The sequence below is a fragment of the Sphingomonas sp. NFR15 genome, assembly GCF_900103265.1.
Classification (GTDB): Bacteria; Pseudomonadota; Alphaproteobacteria; order Sphingomonadales; family Sphingomonadaceae; genus Sphingomonas; species Sphingomonas pollutisoli.
Window position 1 is genome coordinate 42,421 of record NZ_FMWX01000004.1, and the last position, 19,276, is coordinate 61,696.

Below are 19,276 nucleotides of genomic sequence, written 5' to 3' on the forward strand. Positions count from 1 at the left end.
CGCGGGCGGCGGCGCTCCATCGCCGCCCGCTTCCCCTTCACACCTCGGTCGCGAACAGCGCGTGGTGGGTTAGGATGAACAGCGTGCGGCCGTCGCGGCCGCCGAGCACCAGTTGCAGCGGGCGCTCGGGCACGTCGATACGGCGGAGCAGCGCGCCGCTGGGCGCATAGACGAACACCTGCCCGTTCGCGACGTACAGCGTCCCATCCGCGCCCCGTGCGACACTCTCGCCGCCACGATCCGCGACGATCTTGAGGTCGGTGACGCTCCCGCCCGCCCCGACCAGACCGCTGTAGGTGCGGTTCTCCGAGGCGTTGGTCAGCGTGACGCGCGCACCCGGCGCTGCGCCGACGAGGCCGTAGGCATCGAGCGGATCGGACCAGCGCCAGCCTTGCTGGTCGTCCGGCCCCTGGTTCCACACGCGAAACGCCGGCAGCACCAGTGAGCCGTCGGGCGAGACATATTCCTGCGGCTTGGCCTCGCCCATCTTCGTGGTGAAGAAATCGGCGAGCGTCGGATAGGTGTAGGTTTTCGGATCGATGCGATCGTCGAACTCACCGTTCGCCCAGACGTTGCCCGGCAGCAGCGTGGTGGCCGACGGATGCGGCCGGGCCGGCGTCGGCGCGATCACCCGCACGGCCGCCGGCTTGGCGGGATCGATGCTGTACACCGTCCCATCGCGACCGGCCGAGGACAGCACCATCAGGTCGCCCGAGCGATCGACCGCGAGGCTGACCGGATCGAGCGGCAGATCGGCGATCGTCTCCAGCCCGCCCGCCCGCGACCAGCCGTGGATGCGGTTGAAGAAGCGGTCGATGAAGTACAGCTTGCCCTTCGCATCCGTCGCTGCGCCGGCGATCGAGTAGAAGCCGTCAGCGAGCTTCTCGACGCCCTGGGTGACCGGCACGGCGCTTGCCGTCGCGGCGGCACCGGGCGCGGCCGGCACGTCGAGCTTGGCGAAATCGCGTTCACGCACCTGCTGCTGGCGAGTCATGTCGGTAATCGCACTGTCGAACGGATATTTGCTCGCCCGCGCGAACGTGCCGCAGCCCTTGGTGTCACAGCTCGCGAAACCGCTTTCGGCGTTCACCTGCACGTTGCGGAAGCGGATGTCCCCTGAGTTGAACAGCCGGATCGCCGTGTCCATCGGCTTGGCGGTGCGCGTCACGCGGTACGAGTGGAAGTTCGCGAACAGGATGTTGCGCGTGTCGTGAAACTCGGTCGAGACTGCGTTGACGCCGTCGCGAACCTCCTGCTCGGTCTGCGGGCCGAGGAACTCCCAGTTCGCGACATTCTCGAGCACGATTTCATGCCGATAGTGGTGCTCGGCGGAGAGTTCGTAGACATGGCCCGGGGTGGTGGTGTCCGAGACGCGAAAACCCGCCGACGCGAGCGTGTTGGGCGACCAGATCGCCGCGAACGTGCCACCACCGCCGTCGGTCACCCAGATGCTCGCCGGTTGCCCGTCCTGGCGCACGCGCGGATCGCCGGGGCGCGCCTGCATCGTGCCGTCGCGAAGCACGGGGCCTTCGATCCGCACGTCGTTGACCATCGAGGCGGCACCCGCCTTCCACACCAATGCAGATGCGCGGGGATTGATGCTACCGGCCCACAACCCCAGCCCGGAGACGATCGCATCGCCGCCCTTCGCGCTTTCCAGCAGCGCTTTGGGACTGCCGACACCGGCGAAGGCGGGGGTATCGTCGCGCAGGAACAGCCGCGTGCGTGCCGGGTGGAGCGCGATCAGCACGCTATCCGGCCGCAGCTTGAGCGTGTCGGTGAGGCGGTAGCGCCCGGCCGGCAAATAGAGCACGCGGTGCGTGTCGATCGCGCGCTGGAGCGCTGCGGTATCGTCGGCCTCACCATCGCCCTTCGCGCCGAGATCATGTGCGTTCGCCCAAGCGGAAACCGGCGGCATCGCCCGGATCGCCGGCGCGGGCGCGGTGGGCATGCGCGTGAGCGGGACGATATCGGCGTCGGTGGCATATTCCCCCATCTGCCCGAGGCCGGCGAGCTTCAGCCCGTAGGAGAAATCGCGCACGCGGTAGCGAGCACCCGCCCCCGCCACCACAGTACCGCTCTCCCGCATCCGCGCGAACACCGGCACGTTCTGCGCGACGGCGTTGTCGAAGCCGATCTTGGTGTGGACGTCCTTCTCGTTCGAGATCAGCACGCCCGCCTTGGCGATATTCTCGAAGCGGACGTCCTTGCCCCACAGGAAGTCCGAATAGCCCCGGTCGATCTCGATCCCGACCGGCGTGTCGCGGATCGCGACGTTGACCAAGGTCAGCCCGACCTCATGCTCACGGATCGCCGCGTCGCGCTGCCCTTCGAACGTCGAATCGAGCAGCGTGAACGGCCACATCGGCGCGGTCTTCTCGGTGACGATGCCGTAGCGCCCGCCGTAGAAATGCAGATCCTCGCAGGCGTTGCCGACCTGATAGACGCCCGCGAACCCCGACCCGAGGTGAAAGTCGATGTGGCGCAGATAGGCGTGCTGCGCGACACGGAAGCGAACCGCGACCGCGCCGGCATTGCCCTCGCCGATCTCGAAATCGACGTTCGAGAGCGCGGAATAGAAGGTCGTCTGCGTTGCATCGAAGATCGTCGGATCGAACGGAACGGTCGTCCGCGGCGGCACCGCCGGCTTGCCCGAACGGAACTGGTCTTCACCCGTGAACGCGACCATCGCACCGATGCCGCTGGCGAAACCGGGCGTGTTGTCCCCGAGCACGATGACGGGCCGCGTCTTGCCCACACCGAACACGCGCACGCCCGAGCGCAGCAGAATGCTGCGGCTGATCCGGTAGCGTCCGGACGGGACGAAGACCAGGCCGCCGGCGTTCGGCGCGGCGGCGGCGTCGATCGCCTGTTGCAGCGCGGCGGTATCGTCCACGCGCCCGTCGCCGACGCCCTTGACGATCACCGCGCGCGGATCGGCGGGAAGCGACTGGTACACCGAGGTGGAACGCGCCGCCGCAACAGTCGGCGCCATTGCGGCCAGCATCGTGCCGACCAGAAACGCTGCCTTCATCGTCATCCTCCCAAATCGCCGCGCCACGCGGATGCGCGGGCCGAACGGCACCAGCGATGCGCTGCGGATTTCACAGTCGATCGAACCACTTCCCCGTAGCAGCGAGGGATGTTAACGTAAACATGACATATGGTCGTAAATGCGCAATCATAGCGCGAAACATGGGCTGGCCGGCGATATAGCTCGCGCGACGGATGGAGGGGATGGATGGCGATTCGATGTGCCCGGCGGCGTAGCTTCGTATGAGCGGTGAAGACTGGCGGCTGGTGATCGCGGCGGTCGCGGGCATCGTTCTGTCCGTGATGTTGATCGTGCGGGTGCGGCTGCACCCTTTCATCGGCCTGTTGTGCGGCGCGTTCGCGGTGGGGCTGTTCGCGGGGCTGCCGCTCGCCGATACCGGCAAGGCCGTGCAGAAAGGCGTCGGCGATATCATCGGCGGCACCGGTCTGGTGGTCGCGCTCGGGCTGTCGCTGGGTGCGATGCTCCATCTGTCGGGCGCAGCGGCGTCGTTGGCGGCCAGTGCCCTCCGCATGACCGGCGTTCGCGCAGCGCCGTGGGCGACGCTCGGGGTCGCCATCATCATCGGCTTGCCCTTGTTCTTCGAAACCGGGCTGGTGCTGCTGCTGCCGATCGTGGTCGCCGCCGCCGAGGCGATGCCGCACGAAAAGGACAATGACGCCGCCAAGCTGCGGCTCATCATGCCGGCACTGGCCGGGCTCGGCGTGGTTCACGCGCTCGTGCCGCCGCATCCGGGGCCGCTGCTGGCGGTCGAGGCGCTGCATGCGAGCCTAGGCCTGACGATGGTGTACGGCATCCTCCTCGCCGTTCCCGTGGCGGTGCTGGCCGGCCCGTTGCTGGCGCGGATCGTCGCGCCCGGCGTCCGGCTCACGCCGAGCGTGTTGAGCGACCACACGCTGGATCTGACACCGCCGCCACGCGCGGTCTCGCTGCTGATCGTGGTGTTGCCGGTGCTGCTGATCGGGATCGGCGAGCTGGGGCAGCTCGTGCCCGCCGTCGCAGGCTCGGCCCTGCTGGGGGCGGCGCGCAATCCTGTGCTGGTACTGCTGGTCACCAACCTGCTCGCCTTGCCACTGCTATTTGGGCGGCGGCTGGCCGAGGCGGTCGTGCAGGACGCGGTGTGGCACGAGACGATGGGCGGCGCGGGTGCGATTCTGCTCGCGATCGGCGCGGGCGGTGCGCTCAAGCAGGTGTTGGTCTCGGCGGGGCTGTCCGATCTGCTCGCGCGTCTGGTGCTCGCCTATCCGGTGTCGCCGCTGCTGCTCGGCTGGCTGGTGGCGGTCGCGATACGGCTTGCGGCCGGATCGGCGACGGTCGCGACGATCACCGCCGTGGGCATCATGCCGGGCGTCGTCGCCGCTTCGGGCGTATCGCCTGAGCTGACGGTGCTGGCGATCGGCGCCGGATCGGTGTTCTTCAGCCATGTCAACGATCCGGGCTTCTGGCTGGTGAAGAGCTATGTCGGCACGTCGACCCCCGACACGTTTCGGACCTGGTCGATGGTCGAGACGGTCATATCGGTGGCGGGTCTCGCTGGTGTGTTCGCGCTGAGTTACGTGGTCTGACGCGTCGCTAGGCCTTTGACGAGACCGCTATCATAGTGCCGAGTTGCCTCGCCCGGCCCATTAAAAGATCATGTTGAGAAAGCGCTTGCGGACAAAATTTGATAGCGATACCATCATCATCAACAGGGCGACGCAAGTCCTGTGTCACGCGCGTAACGAAGCCAGAACAGGTGCCGCGTTCGGGGAGGAGTATGAACACATTGCTTCGCCGTACCGACATCCGAACCTTGCATCCTCGCGCCCGCGTCGCCTCGATCCGTTTTGCCGTTTCTGTTCTTCCCCCACCTAAGGGGTGCCACGTTGGCACCCCAACCTTTTGGGGCGGATGAGCGGCCACCAGTTCCAAACGACAACGACAAGCCGCCATCCACCGAGCGGCCGACATGGGGAGAGGGATGCATGATCCGGACAGACATGCTGTTGGGCCGCCGCGAGGCGCTGTTGGGCTCGGCGCTAGCGGGCGCCGGACTGGCAGCAGCGCCGATCGCGGTATCGGCGGGGCGCGCCGCGCCACCGGCGGCGGGAAGCTGTTCCACGCCGCACAGTGCGATCGCCAAGACGCAATATGGCCCGGTGCGCGGCTATGTCTCGGGGGGCGTCTTCACCTTCAAGGGCATACCGTACGGCGATGACACCTCGGGCGAGAACCGCTGGCTGCCGGCCAAACCACCCAAGCGCTGGACCGAGGACTATCCCGCGCTCGCGTATGGCGCGAACTGCCCGCAGACGCTGCACAGCTTCCGCGCGGTCGAGCACACGTTCCTGCAACAATGGGACGACGGCTTCCTCGGCGAGGACATGCTCAAGCTCAACATCTGGACGCCGTCGCTGAGCGGAAACCGCCCGGTAATGGTGTATTTCCACGGCGGCGGATACAGTTTCGGCTCGTCCTACGAACTCGCCTCGCACGACGGCGCGCAGATGGCGCGGCACCATGATGTGGTGCAGGTGTCGATCAACCATCGGCTCAACGTGCTTGGTTTCCTCGATCTCACCGACGTCGGCGGCAGCGCCTATGAGAAGTCGGTCAACGTCAGCATGACCGACTGCGTCGCCGCTTTGCGTTGGGTTCAGGAGAATATCGCCGCGTTCGGCGGCGATCCCGATAAGGTGATGATCTACGGCCAATCGGGCGGCGGGTCCAAGGTCACCACGTTGCTCGGCATGCGCAGCGGCAAGGGCCTGATCCACCGGGCGGCGGTCCAGTCGGGGGGCGGCGGCGCGATCCCCGCGGCGGAGCAATCGCGCGAATTCTCACGGCGGCTGATCCGCGAACTGGGCGCTAGGGATATGGGCGCGTTGCAGAAGGCGGACTGGAAGACGCTCTACGATACGGGCAACAAGGTCGCCACCGACATCAACGGCCCGATGCGCGGCCCACCCGGTCCCTCGGCGACGCCTAGGGTCGGTTGGGGGCCTACGCTCGACGGCAAGGTCATCGACGTGCGCTCCTTCTCCGAGGTCGCGCCGGAGGTTTCGCGCGACATCCCGGTCATCATCGGCAACGTCAGCGAGGAAGGGATGCGCTTCGGGTCGAACCCGAGCGAAGCCGAGTGGCGCGCTGACCTGACCAAGCAGATGGGCGCGGCCAAAGCCGATGCGCTGATCGCGGCTATGAAACAGGCGCATCCCGAAAAGGCCATTCGCACCTTGTCCTACGGCGTGCAGGGGCTGTCGGCCCGCAACCGGGTGCAGAGCATGGTCGCGCTCAAATATGCGCAGCGCGCCGCGCCGGTGTATCAATATCTGTTCCAGTGGCAGTCGCCGCAGCTCGATGGGGTTGCAGGCGCGTGGCACACCGCCGAGCTCGCGTTCTGCTTCGACAATACGGCGCGCTGCGATCAGGGCACCGGCAACACGCCCGACGCGCAGCGGCTGGCGCGGACGATGGCGACCGCCTGGGCGAACTTCGCGCGGACCGGCAACCCCAGCCAGCCCGGCCTCCCCTGGACGCCAACGGACCCGACGCGCTGCCAGACGATGGTGTTCGATAGCCAGTGCCGGATGGTCGATGACCCCGAAGGCACGCCGCGCCGTGTCCTGCTGGACTGAGACAGAAGAAGGGGACGAAGGATGAGAGCATTTCGCAGTGGCGTGCTGGCGGCCGGGCTGTTTGCCGTTACGGTGCCGGCGGTCGCGCAAGACGCGCGGATGACGCCGATGGCCGCGCCCGCCGAGCCGGGCGCGATCGTGCTTAACACCGGCGGCGTCACCGGTTCGACCGCGCCGGAGGCATGGTTCAGCCAATATGGCGTGGCGATGACGCGCAACGTCAGCACCGCCACCCTCACTCCGTTCCTGCCAGATCCGGCCAAGGCGACGGGCGCGGCGGTGATCGTCGCGCCGGGCGGCGGTTTCCTGATGCTGTCGATGGAGAACGAAGGCTGGCGCGTCGCCAAGGCGTTCGCCGCGCGCGGCATCGCCGCGTTCGTGCTCAAATACCGGCTCAAGCCGACCCCGGCGGGGATGCCGCAGTTCGAACAGGCGGTGGGGGCGATGTTCGCGAGCGCGGGCCGGTCGGACTCGCGGCTCAAGCCCGAGGATGCCATCGCCGGTCTCACTGACCAGATCGCCGATGCGCGCGCTGCCTTCGCGCTGGTGCGGAGCCGCGCCGCCGCGTGGCGAGTCGATCCGACCCGGATAGGCATGATCGGTTTTTCGGCGGGCGCGATGACGACGATGGCGGTGGCACTTGCCGCGCCCGACACCAAGCCGGCTTTTATCGCGCCAATCTATGGGTCGATGGAAGCCGTGCCGGTGCCCGCCGATGCGCCGCCGATGTTCGCCGCGCTGGCCAGCGACGATCCGCTGTTCGCGCACAAGGGCTTCGGCTTGATCGACGCATGGCAGAAGGCCAACCGCCCGGTCGAGTTCCATCTCTACGAACATGGCGGCCACGGCTTCGGGCTCGGCAAGAGCGGCACCACCAGCACCGGATGGTTCGAAGCGATGATGCAGTGGCTCGACAGCAACGGACTGCTCGCGCGGCGGTGAACACCGGAAGGATGCGGAAGATGACCAAAGCAGTGCCGATCGTGGTGGCGTTGGCGTGGCTGGGTTTGGCGAGTGCGGCCGACGCCGACTCCCCCACCCCGCCCAGCCTCGCACCGTATTTCCAACCGGCGGCCGGCGCAGCGAAGGCGCCCGACGCGGACGGATTCCTCCAGCGCTGGTTGCTGCTGGAACCGATCGTCAAGCCCCACCGCAGCAATTCGGGCTTCACCAACAGCTACGTCCGCACCGCGCTGACCACACAATATTTCCCCGGCCAGTTCACCGCGCTGCCGAAAGACGGCGAAACGGTGACGGCGGGGGCGCCGCTCCGCTGGCATGCGTTCGATGCGGTGCCGTTCGACGTGAAGCTGTTCACCTTCGCCGCCGCGCTCGGCAAGCCGACCTATGGCGTGATCTTCCAGGCGGTGACGGTGGTACACAGCCCGCGTGAGATCAAGAACGTGCGGCTCGCGGTCGGGTCGAACGCGGCCTCGATGTGGTGGCTCAACGGCAAGGAAGCGGTGACGCTGTACGGCGACCGCCGGATGGTGATGGACGACATGCTCTCGCCGCGGCTGACGCTGACCAAGGGGCGGAACGTGCTGCGCGGCGCGGTCATCAACGGGCCCGGACTCAGCGACTTCTGCGTGCGCTTCGTCGATGAAGCGGGCAAGCCGATCCGCGACATCAGCGTGGACGTGAAATGATGGGAGAAGCGACCATGCGGCATTTCGCCACCGCCGCGGCCGGCCTCGTCGCCGCGCTGACGCTGCCCGCCACCGCAAGCGCGCAACTCGCGGGCGAGCCGTTCATCCACGATCCCTCGACCATCACCGAATCCGACGGCAAATATTACACGTTCGGCACGCGCGGCGGCGGGCTCGTCTCCGAGGATGGCTGGATCTGGCACAGCGGCGGCGAGCGCCCCGGCGGCGGGCTCGCCCCCGATGTCATCAAGATCGGCGACCGCTTTTATGTCGCCTATGCGGTCGGTGGCGGCGGGATGAACGGCGGCCACGCCAGCAATATCAAGATGATGTGGACCAAGTCGCTCGATCCGAAATCGCCCGATTTCGGCTTTCACGACGTCGGCGTCGTTGCCTCCACCGACGGCGTGGAAAACGCCGACGCGATCGACCCCGCGTTTCTTTACGTCGATGGTCGGCTCTGGTTGAGCTATGGCACCTATTACGGTTTCATCCGCCTCGTCGAACTCGACCCCAAAACCGGCGCGCGGCTGGCCGGCAACCAGCCCGTCGATATCGCGATCGACATGGAAGCGACCGCGCTGATGTACCGCGACGGCTGGTATTACCTGCTCGGCACGCACGGCACCTGCTGCGACGGGCCGAATTCCTCGTACAATATCCGCGTCGGCCGCGCGAAGAGCGTGACGGGGCCGTATCTCGACAATATGGGCGTGCCGCTGCTCAAGGGCGGCGGCAAGCTGGTGGTGGACGGACGCGGCCGGACCTTCGGGCCGGGCCATTTCGGGCTGATCGACCTCGGCGGCGGCGTGCAGAAATTCTCGATGCACTATGAGGCGGATATGGACCGCAGCGGGCGCAGCGTGCTGGCGATCCAGCCGCTGCTCTGGCGTGACGGCTGGCCGGTCGCGGGCGAAAACCTCAAGCCGGGCACGTACGAGATCGCATCCGAGCGCAGCGGCAACGCGCTGCAAGTGAACGTGGACTTCGTGCGCATCGCGTTCGATCCGCGCAAATCATTCTTCGCGAAGCCCGACACGCCGATCGTCTCGCTGCCCGACCAAACGCTCGCCGAGGATCAGGCGACATGGCCCAAGGACAAGATCGCGGTCGATCTCGGCGAATATATGATCCGCCCGCATCAGCAGTGGACGATCACCCCGGCCCCGAATGCGGGCGGCTATTTCGGATCGCCCTATTACAAGATCGTCATCGCCGGCACCGAACGCGCGCTCGCGGCAACGCCCAACGACGAGGTGGTGACCACCCCGACCTTCACCGGCGCAGCCGAACAATTGTGGCGGATCGACCAACTCACCGACGGATCGTACCGGATCACCCCGAAGATCAAATCCGCGAGCCGTCCGGATGTCGCGCTGGTCGCGATCGGGGCAAGCACGCCGACGCTCACGACCTTCGACCCGGCGAGCGACAAAGGCCGCTGGACCTTCAAGGCGCCATGATCCCCACCCTGCCCTTCCATCGCCGTTAGGAACCAATCCGATGCACACGTCGACCCGTTTCCGGCCCAAAGCCTGGCATTTCGCACTGGCGCTCGCCACCTGTGCGCCTTCGATCGCTTCCGCGCAGGTCACGACCAATCCGCCCCCTGCCGTGCCGAACGCACCCCCGGTCACGATCGAACACATCAAAGTTCATGCCCCGACGATCGAAGGCAATCTGGAGGGGGAATCGGCGGATCGCGACGTGCTCGTGGTGCTGCCGCCAAGCTATGCCAAGGCGCCCAAGCGCCGCTATCCGGTGGTCTACGCGCTGCACGGCTATTCGATCGGCGCCGAGCAGTGGAGCAAGGAAATCCACCTCGTCGATGCGAGCGCCGGCGCGTTCGCCAAGGGTGCCAAGGAGATGATCCTCGTCCTGCCCGATTCGAAGACCGTGCATAACGGCTCGATGTATTCGCGGTCGGTCACCACCGGCGACTTCGAGACGTTCATATCGCGCGACCTGATCACCTATATCGACGGGCATTACCGGACGATCGCCGACCGGCAGAGCCGTGGTCTCGCCGGGCATTCGATGGGCGGCTATGGCACCGCGCGGATCGGCATGAAGCATCCCGATATGTTCGGCGCGATCTACATGATGAGCCCATGCTGCCTCTCGGCCCGCGCCGCCGGGCCGGCCGACCCGCAGGCGGCCGCCACGCTCGAAGCGCTCAAGTCGCCAGCGGAATCGGCCAACCTGCCGTTCATGCTGCGCGCCCAGCTTGCCGCCGCCGCGGCATGGTCGCCCAACCCCAAAGCGCCACCGCTCTATCTCGATCTGCCCACCAAGAACGGCGTCGCGCAGCCTGACGTACTGGCGAAATGGGCCGCGAACGCGCCGCTTGCGTTCGTCGATCAATATATCGGCAATTTGAAGCGGTACAGCGCGATCGCGATCGATGTGGGCGATCAGGACGGACTCAAGGTCGATGCCGCCAAACTCCACCAGATCCTCGACGATTACGGCGTGGCGAACAGCTTCACGATCTATTCGGGCACGCATACCAGCAACGTCGCCACGCGCGTGCAGGAGTTCGTGCTCCCGTTCTTCAGCCAGCATCTCAAGAGCAAGTGACCGCGCGCGGTCGGCGCGGTATCACGCCCGAATGGTAGGAACGAACCACGCGAGACGAGTGTGGGCAGGCCGCGCGCGCGCGCGCCGCGCGGCTGTCCGGGCGAGGCGATGACGCAAGCACGACACCTGCTCACGGCGGCGATGCGGCATCACCAAACTGGCCAGTTGGTGCAGGCCGAGCAAGGCTATCGCGCGGCGCTCGCGCTTGAGCCGCGCAACGCCGACGCGCTGCATCTGCTCGGCGTCGTCGCGTACCAGCGCGGTCATGATGACGCCGCGCGTGATCTGATCGGGCGTGCGATCGGTCAGAACGCGGGTGTCGCCGCGTTTCACAACAACCACGGCAACGTGCTTGGCCGGCTCGGCAGGCATGCAGATGCGATCGCGGCCTATCGCGAAGCGGTCCGGCTCCAACCCAATCACGTCGAGGCGCACGCGAGCCTGGCCGCGCTGCTGTCGCAGCAGGGAGAGGCGCACGCGGCGCTCACCGCGATCGACCGCGCGCTCGCGCTGCGGCCGGCCGACGCCGGCAAGCACGTCAATCGGGGCAACATCCTGCGCGCCCTCGACCAGGGCGAAGCTGCGATTGCCGCATATCAGCGGGCGATCGAACTCGACCCAACGCTGGCGGCCGCGCACAACAACCTCGGACTGGCGCTGGTGGCGCGCGAGGAGGTCGAGGCCGCGCTGGGACACTACCGGCGCGCCGTCGCGCTCAAGCCCGATTATACCGACGCCTATGCCAACCTCGGCAACGCGCTTCAGGATACCGGGCGATCCGAGGCCGCGGCGGAGGCATACCGGCAGGCGCTGGCGCTCCAGCCGGATCACGGCGACGCGCGGCTGGCGCTGGCGATGAGCGCGATCCCGATCATCCCGGCCACCGTGGCGGCGGCGGCGGAAACACCCGGCGCGTTCGCGGCGGCGCTCGACGCGCTGGCGACCTGGGCCGCACCCCATCCCGAACGCTTGCGCGACGCGGCCGGGCGTAGCCAGCCGTTCTACCTCGCCTATCGTCCGGCGGATCTGACCGACACGCTGCGCCGCTACGGCGATCTCGTCGCCGCACCGCAGACCTTGCGTGATCGACCGATGCCGCCCGAGCGGCTCCGCCTGCTGATCGTCAGCGCGCATGTGCGCGACCATCCGGTCTGGCGCGTCATCCTGCAAGGTTTGCTGATCCATCTCGACCGGGCGCGCTTCGATGTCGCGGTGTTCCACACCGGCGCCCGCACCGACGAACACACCGCGTGGGCGGCGGCCAACGTCGATACCTTCGTCGGCGGGGAGCGGAGCGTCGCGGCGTGGCGCGCGCGCATCGCGGCGCATCGCCCGGACATCATCCTGTACCCGGAAGTCGGCATGGACCCGGTAACCGGGGCGCTGGCGAGCCAGCGTCTGGCCGACGTGCAGGCCGCCGCCTGGGGGCATCCGATCACCACCGGGCTGCCGACGATCGACCTGTTCTTCAGCGGTGCGGCGCTGGAGGGGCCGGACGCTGATCGCCACTATCGCGAGCGGCTGGTGCGCTTGCCACGCACCGGGGTGAGCATCGCGTGGCGCGCCGACCAGAGCGCGCCTTGGCCGGGGCCTGAGCGCACGCCCGGCGTGGTCCGGTTCGCCGTGTGCCAGCAGCCGATCAAATTCGATCCCGCCGACGATTCGCTGCTGACCCGTATCGCCGCGGGCAGCGGGGCGTGCGAATTCTGGCTGGTCATGCCAAACCGGCAACGCTGGGCCGGCGAACACCTCGTCGCGCGTCTGCGAGGGGCGTTCGCGCGCGCCGGCCTCGATCCCGATCGCTACATCAAGGTCGCGCCCTGGATGACCGCGCGCGCGTTCAACGGCTATCTGGACGCGATGGACGTGTATCTGGATTGCCCGGCCTTTTCGGGCTTCACGACGGCGCTGCAGGCGGTGCAGCGCGGGCTACCGGTCGTGACGCTCGAAGGCCGGTTCCTGCGGCAGCGGATGGCGGCGGGTCTGCTGCGCGATATCGGCGCCGAAGATGGCATCACCGACACGCCTGATGCCTATGTCGACCGTGCGATCGGCTGGGCGGCGGCGGTGCGCGACAAGGCGGCGTGGGCGCGTCAGCGCGCGTCGCTGCGCCGCGCCGCCGACCGTGCGCTCGGCGACCCCGCCCCGATGCTTCGCCTCCAGGACGAACTGGTCGCCTTTGCCACCAAGCGCAGCGCCTAGCGCGAGAGCAGCGCCGCCTCACCCCAGGTCACCGGCAGCGTGGCCGGATCGGCAATCGCCGATCGTGCGACGAGTTCGACGATCTTGACGCCCGAGACGTCCGCGGTGAGCTGCTGCCCGGCATCGCCCCATGCCAGCGGCTTGCTGGTCGCGAGCGGCTTGCCGTCGCCATAGACGGTGAAGGTCACCGCCGCCCGGTTGCGCGCGGAATCATTGACCCCGACGGTTGCGACGAAGCGCCGATAGTTCTGGTTGCGCACCTCGAGCCGCGAGTTGGCGAGCACGCCCACGCCGGTGTCGAAGGTCTTGCCGGCGACACGGAGCGCCTCGCCGTACGGCGCGCTGTCGGCCTGCGCACCGCCCCAACCGGCGTAGATCGGGCGCTCGCCGCTGCCCTTGGTACCCTGCCAGCCCGTCGCGGAACGGTGGATGGTCGGGTCGGGCGCGGGCTCTACCACGCCGTCGATCGCCGGATTGACATTGCCGGGCTGTTCGGAAAGGTACAGGCCATCGGCTAGGATCCGCGCGCCCTTCGCCTTGAACATCAGCGTCTGGTGCGGCTCGAGGTGCAGCTTGGCCATGCCGCGGAACGTCTTGCGCGCGCCGCTCCACAGATCGGTGAGCGCGACGTCGGCGTCGGCGCGGAACTTCATCTGCGCGGCGGTGAGATCGACGTCGATGGGTGCGGCGCTGCGGTTAAAGATCGCCACCGCCTTGTCACCGGTGCTCAGCGTCTTGACGAAGGTCTGTACCTCGTCGCTGTCGAACGCGACCACCGCCTGATGACCACCCACGTCCTGGTTGACCGCGATCACATCGGCGTTGCCGAACACGTCGAGCAGCGCCTTCGGCGCGCTGCGCAGATCCATCCCGATCATCAGCGGCGCGTCGATCATCGCCCACATCGAGAGGTGCGAGCGGGCTTCGGTGACATGGTTGGCGTCGAAATCGCCCTTGCCGATGTACAGCATGTCGGGATCGTTCCACGAGCCTGGATGCGCGTAAAACGCGCGCTTGGCGGCGCTGTCGAAATTGGTGAGCATGCGGCCCCATGTCGGGTTGATGTCATCGCTGGTGCGCGAGAGGCTGCCGAAATCCTTGCCCCAGGCGCGCACGTTCCCCGCGCCCCAGATGCACAACGACAGCAGGAAGTCGCCATCGGGATTGTTGCGGACCAAGGCTGCGTTGATCTGGCGGAACAGCGCCTGGACGGCGGGAATGTCCGAGCGCGCGACCGAGTCCATGTCGAGCAGCGGCTTCAGCGCGCGATAGGCGCCGGACTTCACCTTCTCGCTATCGACACCATAGGCGCGCAGCCCGCAACCATCGACCTTGATGAAGTCGAAACCCCAGCTCGAGAAGAACAGCGCGATGTCCTGGTCGATATGCCCGTACAGCCCGACTTCGCGCTCCTGCACGGTGCCTTTGGGCAGATCGGTGTCGTCAGGCGAATAGGCTTGCGAACAGGTGTTGCGGCCGAGATCGGAATAGATGCCGACCTTGAGCCCCATCGCATGGACCCGGTCCGTGAAGGGCCGGAAGGTCGGGAGGTCGGTGCCCGCGACGGCGGAGGGGAAGCGCGCCGTGCGGATGACGAGATTGCCATCGGTGAGGCGGCGCTTCGACCACCAGCCATCGTCGATATTGACGTAACGATACCCCTTGCCGGCGAGCCCGCTGTCGACCAGCGCCTGCGCGGAGCCGATGATCTTGGCCTCGTCGATGTCGGTGGCGAAGGCGTTCCAACTGCTCCAGCCCATCGGCGGGGTCTGCGCGTGGCCAGACGTATAGGCGGACCAGCGGCCGGTCGGCGCGAGCGGATCGCCCTGCGCTCGTGCCGCGAAGCCGGGGAGCACCGCAGCCAGTGCTAGCGCCGTACCGAAAACCCTCTTCATTCCGCTATCCTCCCGTTCGCACGCCCGAATCCGTGGCCGTTTGCCGGCCCCTCCGCTTAGCAGCGGCTCACCGAAACTGTTAGCGCTACCGAAAACAATATCCGCACGATCGTCTCATGGCGGCAGGGGAAAGGTCCAGCCTCCTCGCGCGCAGGGCATGATGCAAACCGCTGGAATATATGTTGATTTGGCAGAAGCGCTCCGACCGCTCGCCGACGGCGTGCTAAAGATGAAGTCGGTCACACCGATTTCCGCCTAGGCCTTTATGCTCCAAGGAACGCGATCAAACTCTTTCAGGACAAGTTCAGGTAGCGCTCATACGCCTACAAGACACTCGCGTGGCATACTCCTCCAATATAAACCGCGAGCAACCATTTGCATTGTCGTGAGACGTTGGACATAAGAGACAGGCTACAAATCAACCCCTCGCCCGCAGCGCGCGTCCATCGCCGCTCGATCATATGGACACAGTGTCATGGCTGAAGAAACCTTGAACCCCATCGAACTCGCGACCGAACTGACGATCGCATGGCTTGGAAATCAGAACAACCGCGTGTCGGCGGAAGATGTGCCGGCGTTCCTGCGCACGATGCACGGCACCCTCCTCGAACTCGATTCGGGATCGAGCGCGACGGAGACCACAGGCGAAGAAACTCCGGCCGCCGATGCGTTCACGCCCGCCGTATCGGTTCGCAAATCGCTCGCCTCGAAAGATTACATCATCTCGATGATAGACGGCAAACCGTACAAGACACTGCGCCGCCATCTTTCGACCCACGGCCTCACGGATGTGCAGTATCGCGAACGCTACAACCTGCGGCCGGATTATCCGATGGTTTCCGAGAATTACTCACTCGCGCGGCGGGCGATGGCGCAGCGGATCGGCCTCGGCCGCAAGGGCCGCGGCGCGGCACATGCTCCCGAGGAGGCATCGGCCACGGGCGAACCCGACGCGGCATCCGCCAAGCGCACCCGCCGCAAAGCCGACGAGACCGCGTGAGCGGAAAGCGTCGCCCGATAAGGATCGGGCGACGCATCAATAGCGCCGCGCCTGAACGCGAGCCGTGACACCGCGGCCTTTGCCGCAGCTACTCTTAACTTAAGACAGTAAGAAAAATCGGAACGATCACACTGGCTTGCCGGTTCATGCCATCACACGGAAGAGGATTTCCCAAGATGCGCAATGTACTTCTCGCCACCGCTATCGCCGCATTACTTCCCGCCGCCGCTCTGGCACAATCGACCACTGGCTCAACGGGGCAATCGACCAGCGGGTCGGGCACCATGGGCGGAACACAATCATCGACGGGGTCTACCTCGGGTCAGTCGATGCAGTCGGGGACCGATCAGACGACGGGAAGCTCATCTTCAAAGAAAAGCGGCTCATCGCATCGCGGCCGTCATGGCTCGGGATCGACCGGTTCGTCGTCGACCGGTCAAAATGGAATGGGTGGCATGAGCGGCACGACGGGTTCCACCGGCGATACCACCGGTTCGATGGGCGGTACCACCGGTTCGACGAGCGGCACTGCCGGTTCGATGGGCGGCACGGCCGGTGGCACCACCACCAGCCCGATGGGCAGCACTGGCGGCACGGGCGGCGGCACCTCGCCGCAATAAGCTCACGATTGCGGACACACGGCGGGCCGAGCGACCCTCGGCCCGCCGTTGTCCCTGCCATCGATCGCGCGCGCGTACCCAAGGTGCGCCCGCTCCTCCGATAGCCTGACGATCTGCGGCCGAGCTTATTGTGGCGTAGCGCATGGCGCGATGGCATAGGCCGCGCCATGTTCGCGATCGACTCCGTCCGTTCCATCTATCAAGGTTGGCTCAACCTGGTGATGGTGAGATTGCGCACGCCCGATGGCGTGACGTTCGACCGGCACGTCATCGAACTTGGCAAGGCCGTCGTAGTACTCCCCTACAACCCCGCGACCGGCATGGCGTTAACCGTCTCGATGCCGCGCGCGCCGGTCACCCTCCTCGGTTTCCCCAACATGCTGGAGGCGATCGCCGGCAAGCTCGACAGCGACGATCCCGAGGAATGCGCGCGCCGCGAGGCGATGGAGGAAGCCGGCGTGCGCCTCGACGCGCTCGATCACGTCGGCTGCATCTGGCCGATGCCAAGCAACGCGACCGAACGGCTGGACTATTTCCTTGCCCCATATGCCGATACCGACCGGATCGCGTCAGGCGGCGGGCTTGCGGAAGAACACGAAAACATCACCGTTCACGAGATCCCGTTGGCCGAACTTTGGGCAAGGTACGAGGATAGTCGTCTTCCCGATGGCAAGCTGGTCACGTTGCTGCTTGCGCTGCGGGTGCGCAGGCCCGATCTGTTCGCCTGACCGGCGGCGCTTGCCAGGGTCACCCTTCCCTGACGCGCCGGCCCTCACGCTCCAGCGCGATCTGGTCATCGTAGAACCGCACCAACTCGGGGACGTCGATCGGCTGATCCGCCAGGCGCCCGTGAAAAAACAGCGCCGGTGCCGCGTCGAGCGCGACGCGGGTGCCGGTGAAGCGATCGAGGAAGCGCAGCCAGAAGAACGGCAAGGTCGCGACGTGCCCGGCTTTCTTGCTGCGTAGCAAGGACTGCGCGAGTGCCCGCAGCGCGAGCAGCACGCCGGTGCCCAGTCCCGATGCGCTGCCAAGCGCTAGTACGTCGAAATGCCGGAACATCCAGCGGAGGCCGCTCGGGGTCCAGCGAGAATAATCATAGGCGCCCTCGCACACCGACCACAGATAGGCCGTCGTCGCGAATACCTGTCCGCCCGGGCGCAGCACGCGGCGGATTTCGCTGACGACCTGGATCGGATCGACTGTCAGTTCGAGCACCGCCTGAATCCAGACCGCGTCGACGCTGGTGTCCTTGAGCGGAATGCGGTGTGCGTCGGCCAGAAAGGTGATGTTGGGCGAGGCATAGATGTCGAACGCCACCACCCCGACCTTGTCGGATTCGTAGAGCGGCTCGGCGCGGCTGCCGATCGCGCCGCCGCCGATGACGAGGACAAGCGGCCGTTCGCGCGGCGATCGTTCGAGCTCGGCGATGACGGTGCGCGCGAAATGGCGCGCGATCGGGTTGATCCCGTAGACGATCCGCCCGAACCACCAGCGCAACCGATCACGCTTCCAGACGCTTGCACCGCCGGTCGCCAGCATGGTTTCGCGGTCGAGCACGCTGCCGCTGAATTCGATCAGCACATCCTGACCGCCGACCTGATCGAACGATGCCGTGGGGCAATCGACCGCCGCACACGTCACGGGTCCGTCGTCGGCGGGCACGTCGAGCCGGGCGCCGCACGCCGGGCAGGCGAGAAGATCGGAGATCGTGGCCAGGTTCGTGATCAGCATGAGATGCCCCTATCCCGTCGTGACCGTGCCGAATACGACCACCCCATCGTGAACGTCAGCGCGCGGCCTTGCGCTCGATCAGTGTGAGCAGCGCCCTGACGTTGGTCAGCTTCTCGATATCGCCCGAACCGATCTTGATGTCGAAGGCGTCTTCGACGGCGAGGATCAGATTGATATGGCTGAGCGAGGTCCACCGCGCGACATCGGCGGCGGTCATGTCGTCGCGCAAGACCAAATCGTCGTCGTCGAAAATGTCCCGAAAGATGCCGGTGAGTTCCTCGACAATCTCGTCGTGCTGCATCGCTTCGTCCTTTTCGATACCGTTGGAAAGAGTGTCAGCCATCGGCACGGTTACGCCAGATGACGCGTCCGGGAACACCGAACACGGTGGCGCCAGCCGGCACGTTCCCGGTCACCACCGTGTTGAGGCCGATTGTGGCGCCGTCGCCGATCCTCACCTTGCCGACGATCTTCGCGCCAGGCCGCACGGTGACATCGTTTCCGATCGTCGGGCAATCGTCGTCATTGGAATAGCCGATGCTTACCTGCTGGTTGAGCCAGAAATTCGCACCGATCCGCTCCGCCGCGACCATCGTCGAGAAGCCGTGCTGAATGAAGCACCCAGGGCCGAGATCGGGGATGTCCAGATAGAGGCTGGCGAGCGGCGGCATCATCCAGCGATAGGCGCGCGAACCCGGCAACCGCAGATAGGCGAGGTTGCGATACTCCCTGAAGAACACCATCAAATACATGTGCCGATGGAGTAAGGCGAAACCCGTCGGCTCCTCGTGAAACAGGATAGTGCACCAGCGGCGGATGTCGGCGCGGATCGGCGCGCCGGCCCTGCTGAACGCGACGAGCAAAAGCGTGGGCCAGAGCCGGACGAGATTGAGCAGGAGTACGAACTGCTTTGCCGCCGCCTTCATCCGC

The 19,276-nt window shown here is 66.5% G+C and carries 15 protein-coding genes; 10 read left to right on the top strand and 5 right to left on the bottom strand.

The window, feature by feature from the left end:
- Positions 1-37 precede the first annotated feature (37 nt).
- A complete protein-coding gene (locus BLS81_RS10925; RefSeq protein ID WP_093223830.1) occupies positions 38-3,040 on the bottom strand; it encodes a glycosyl hydrolase family 28-related protein in 3,003 nt (1,000 codons plus the stop codon).
- 236 nt (positions 3,041-3,276) lie between these two features.
- On the opposite strand from BLS81_RS10925, the gene BLS81_RS10930 reads away from it, so the two are divergent.
- The 7 genes from BLS81_RS10930 to BLS81_RS10960 all read left to right on the top strand — a co-directional run bounded on the left by BLS81_RS10930 (position 3,277) and on the right by BLS81_RS10960 (position 13,100).
- Positions 3,277-4,617, top strand: coding sequence for a GntT/GntP/DsdX family permease (locus BLS81_RS10930; RefSeq protein ID WP_093223832.1), 1,341 nt, complete (start codon positions 3,277-3,279; stop codon positions 4,615-4,617).
- Positions 4,618-5,016: 399 nt separating this feature from the next.
- The gene (locus BLS81_RS10935; RefSeq protein ID WP_093223833.1) at positions 5,017-6,669 is read left to right on the top strand and encodes a carboxylesterase/lipase family protein; all 1,653 of its coding nucleotides are present in this window, start codon (positions 5,017-5,019) and stop codon (positions 6,667-6,669) included.
- 21 nt (positions 6,670-6,690) lie between these two features.
- Positions 6,691-7,611 (top strand): alpha/beta hydrolase, encoded by a 921-nt coding sequence (locus tag BLS81_RS10940; protein ID WP_093223835.1) that lies wholly within the window; start codon positions 6,691-6,693, stop codon positions 7,609-7,611.
- 20 nt (positions 7,612-7,631) lie between these two features.
- A complete protein-coding gene (locus tag BLS81_RS10945) occupies positions 7,632-8,318 on the top strand; it encodes an acetylxylan esterase (RefSeq protein ID WP_256326191.1) in 687 nt (228 codons plus the stop codon).
- A complete protein-coding gene (locus BLS81_RS10950; RefSeq protein ID WP_256326192.1) occupies positions 8,318-9,781 on the top strand; it encodes a family 43 glycosylhydrolase in 1,464 nt (487 codons plus the stop codon). Before BLS81_RS10945 ends, BLS81_RS10950 begins: the two co-directional genes overlap by 1 nt.
- A gap of 40 nt (positions 9,782-9,821) precedes the next feature.
- On the top strand, positions 9,822-10,898 hold the full coding sequence (locus BLS81_RS10955) for an alpha/beta hydrolase (protein ID WP_093223838.1): 1,077 nt from the start codon (positions 9,822-9,824) through the stop codon (positions 10,896-10,898).
- 108 nt (positions 10,899-11,006) lie between these two features.
- Positions 11,007-13,100 carry an O-linked N-acetylglucosamine transferase, SPINDLY family protein gene (locus BLS81_RS10960; RefSeq protein WP_143023353.1) on the top strand — a complete coding sequence of 698 codons (2,094 nt, stop codon included), beginning with the start codon at positions 11,007-11,009 and terminating at the stop codon, positions 13,098-13,100.
- Here the strand turns inward: BLS81_RS10960 and BLS81_RS10965 are convergent.
- Positions 13,097-14,995, bottom strand: a complete 1,899-nt coding sequence (locus BLS81_RS10965) for an NPCBM/NEW2 domain-containing protein (RefSeq protein ID WP_093223841.1) — start codon at positions 14,993-14,995, stop codon at positions 13,097-13,099. The two genes, BLS81_RS10960 and BLS81_RS10965, sit on opposite strands and share 4 nt — an antisense overlap.
- Before the next feature lie 475 nt (positions 14,996-15,470).
- Between BLS81_RS10965 and BLS81_RS10970 the strand changes: the two genes are divergently transcribed.
- The 3 genes from BLS81_RS10970 to BLS81_RS10980 all read left to right on the top strand — a co-directional run bounded on the left by BLS81_RS10970 (position 15,471) and on the right by BLS81_RS10980 (position 17,343).
- Positions 15,471-15,995, top strand: coding sequence for a Ros/MucR family transcriptional regulator (locus tag BLS81_RS10970; RefSeq protein WP_093223842.1), 525 nt, complete (start codon positions 15,471-15,473; stop codon positions 15,993-15,995).
- A 455-nt stretch (positions 15,996-16,450) separates the two neighbouring features.
- Positions 16,451-16,615 (top strand): hypothetical protein, encoded by a 165-nt coding sequence (locus BLS81_RS20765; protein ID WP_176787130.1) that lies wholly within the window; start codon positions 16,451-16,453, stop codon positions 16,613-16,615.
- 167 nt (positions 16,616-16,782) lie between these two features.
- The gene (locus tag BLS81_RS10980) at positions 16,783-17,343 is read left to right on the top strand and encodes an NUDIX domain-containing protein (protein ID WP_093223845.1); all 561 of its coding nucleotides are present in this window, start codon (positions 16,783-16,785) and stop codon (positions 17,341-17,343) included.
- A 19-nt stretch (positions 17,344-17,362) separates the two neighbouring features.
- Here the strand turns inward: BLS81_RS10980 and BLS81_RS10985 are convergent, their stop codons facing one another.
- From BLS81_RS10985 to BLS81_RS10995, 3 genes are read right to left on the bottom strand one after another with little or no spacing between them, the layout of a single operon-like run.
- Complete coding sequence (locus BLS81_RS10985) at positions 17,363-18,346, bottom strand: class I SAM-dependent methyltransferase (RefSeq protein ID WP_093223847.1); 984 nt, start codon at positions 18,344-18,346, stop codon at positions 17,363-17,365.
- A gap of 55 nt (positions 18,347-18,401) precedes the next feature.
- Positions 18,402-18,689 (bottom strand): acyl carrier protein, encoded by a 288-nt coding sequence (locus BLS81_RS10990; protein WP_256326193.1) that lies wholly within the window; start codon positions 18,687-18,689, stop codon positions 18,402-18,404.
- Positions 18,682-19,272 (bottom strand): LbetaH domain-containing protein, encoded by a 591-nt coding sequence (locus BLS81_RS10995; protein WP_093223848.1) that lies wholly within the window; start codon positions 19,270-19,272, stop codon positions 18,682-18,684. Before BLS81_RS10995 ends, BLS81_RS10990 begins: the two co-directional genes overlap by 8 nt.
- Between the last annotated feature and the right edge of the window lie 4 nt (positions 19,273-19,276).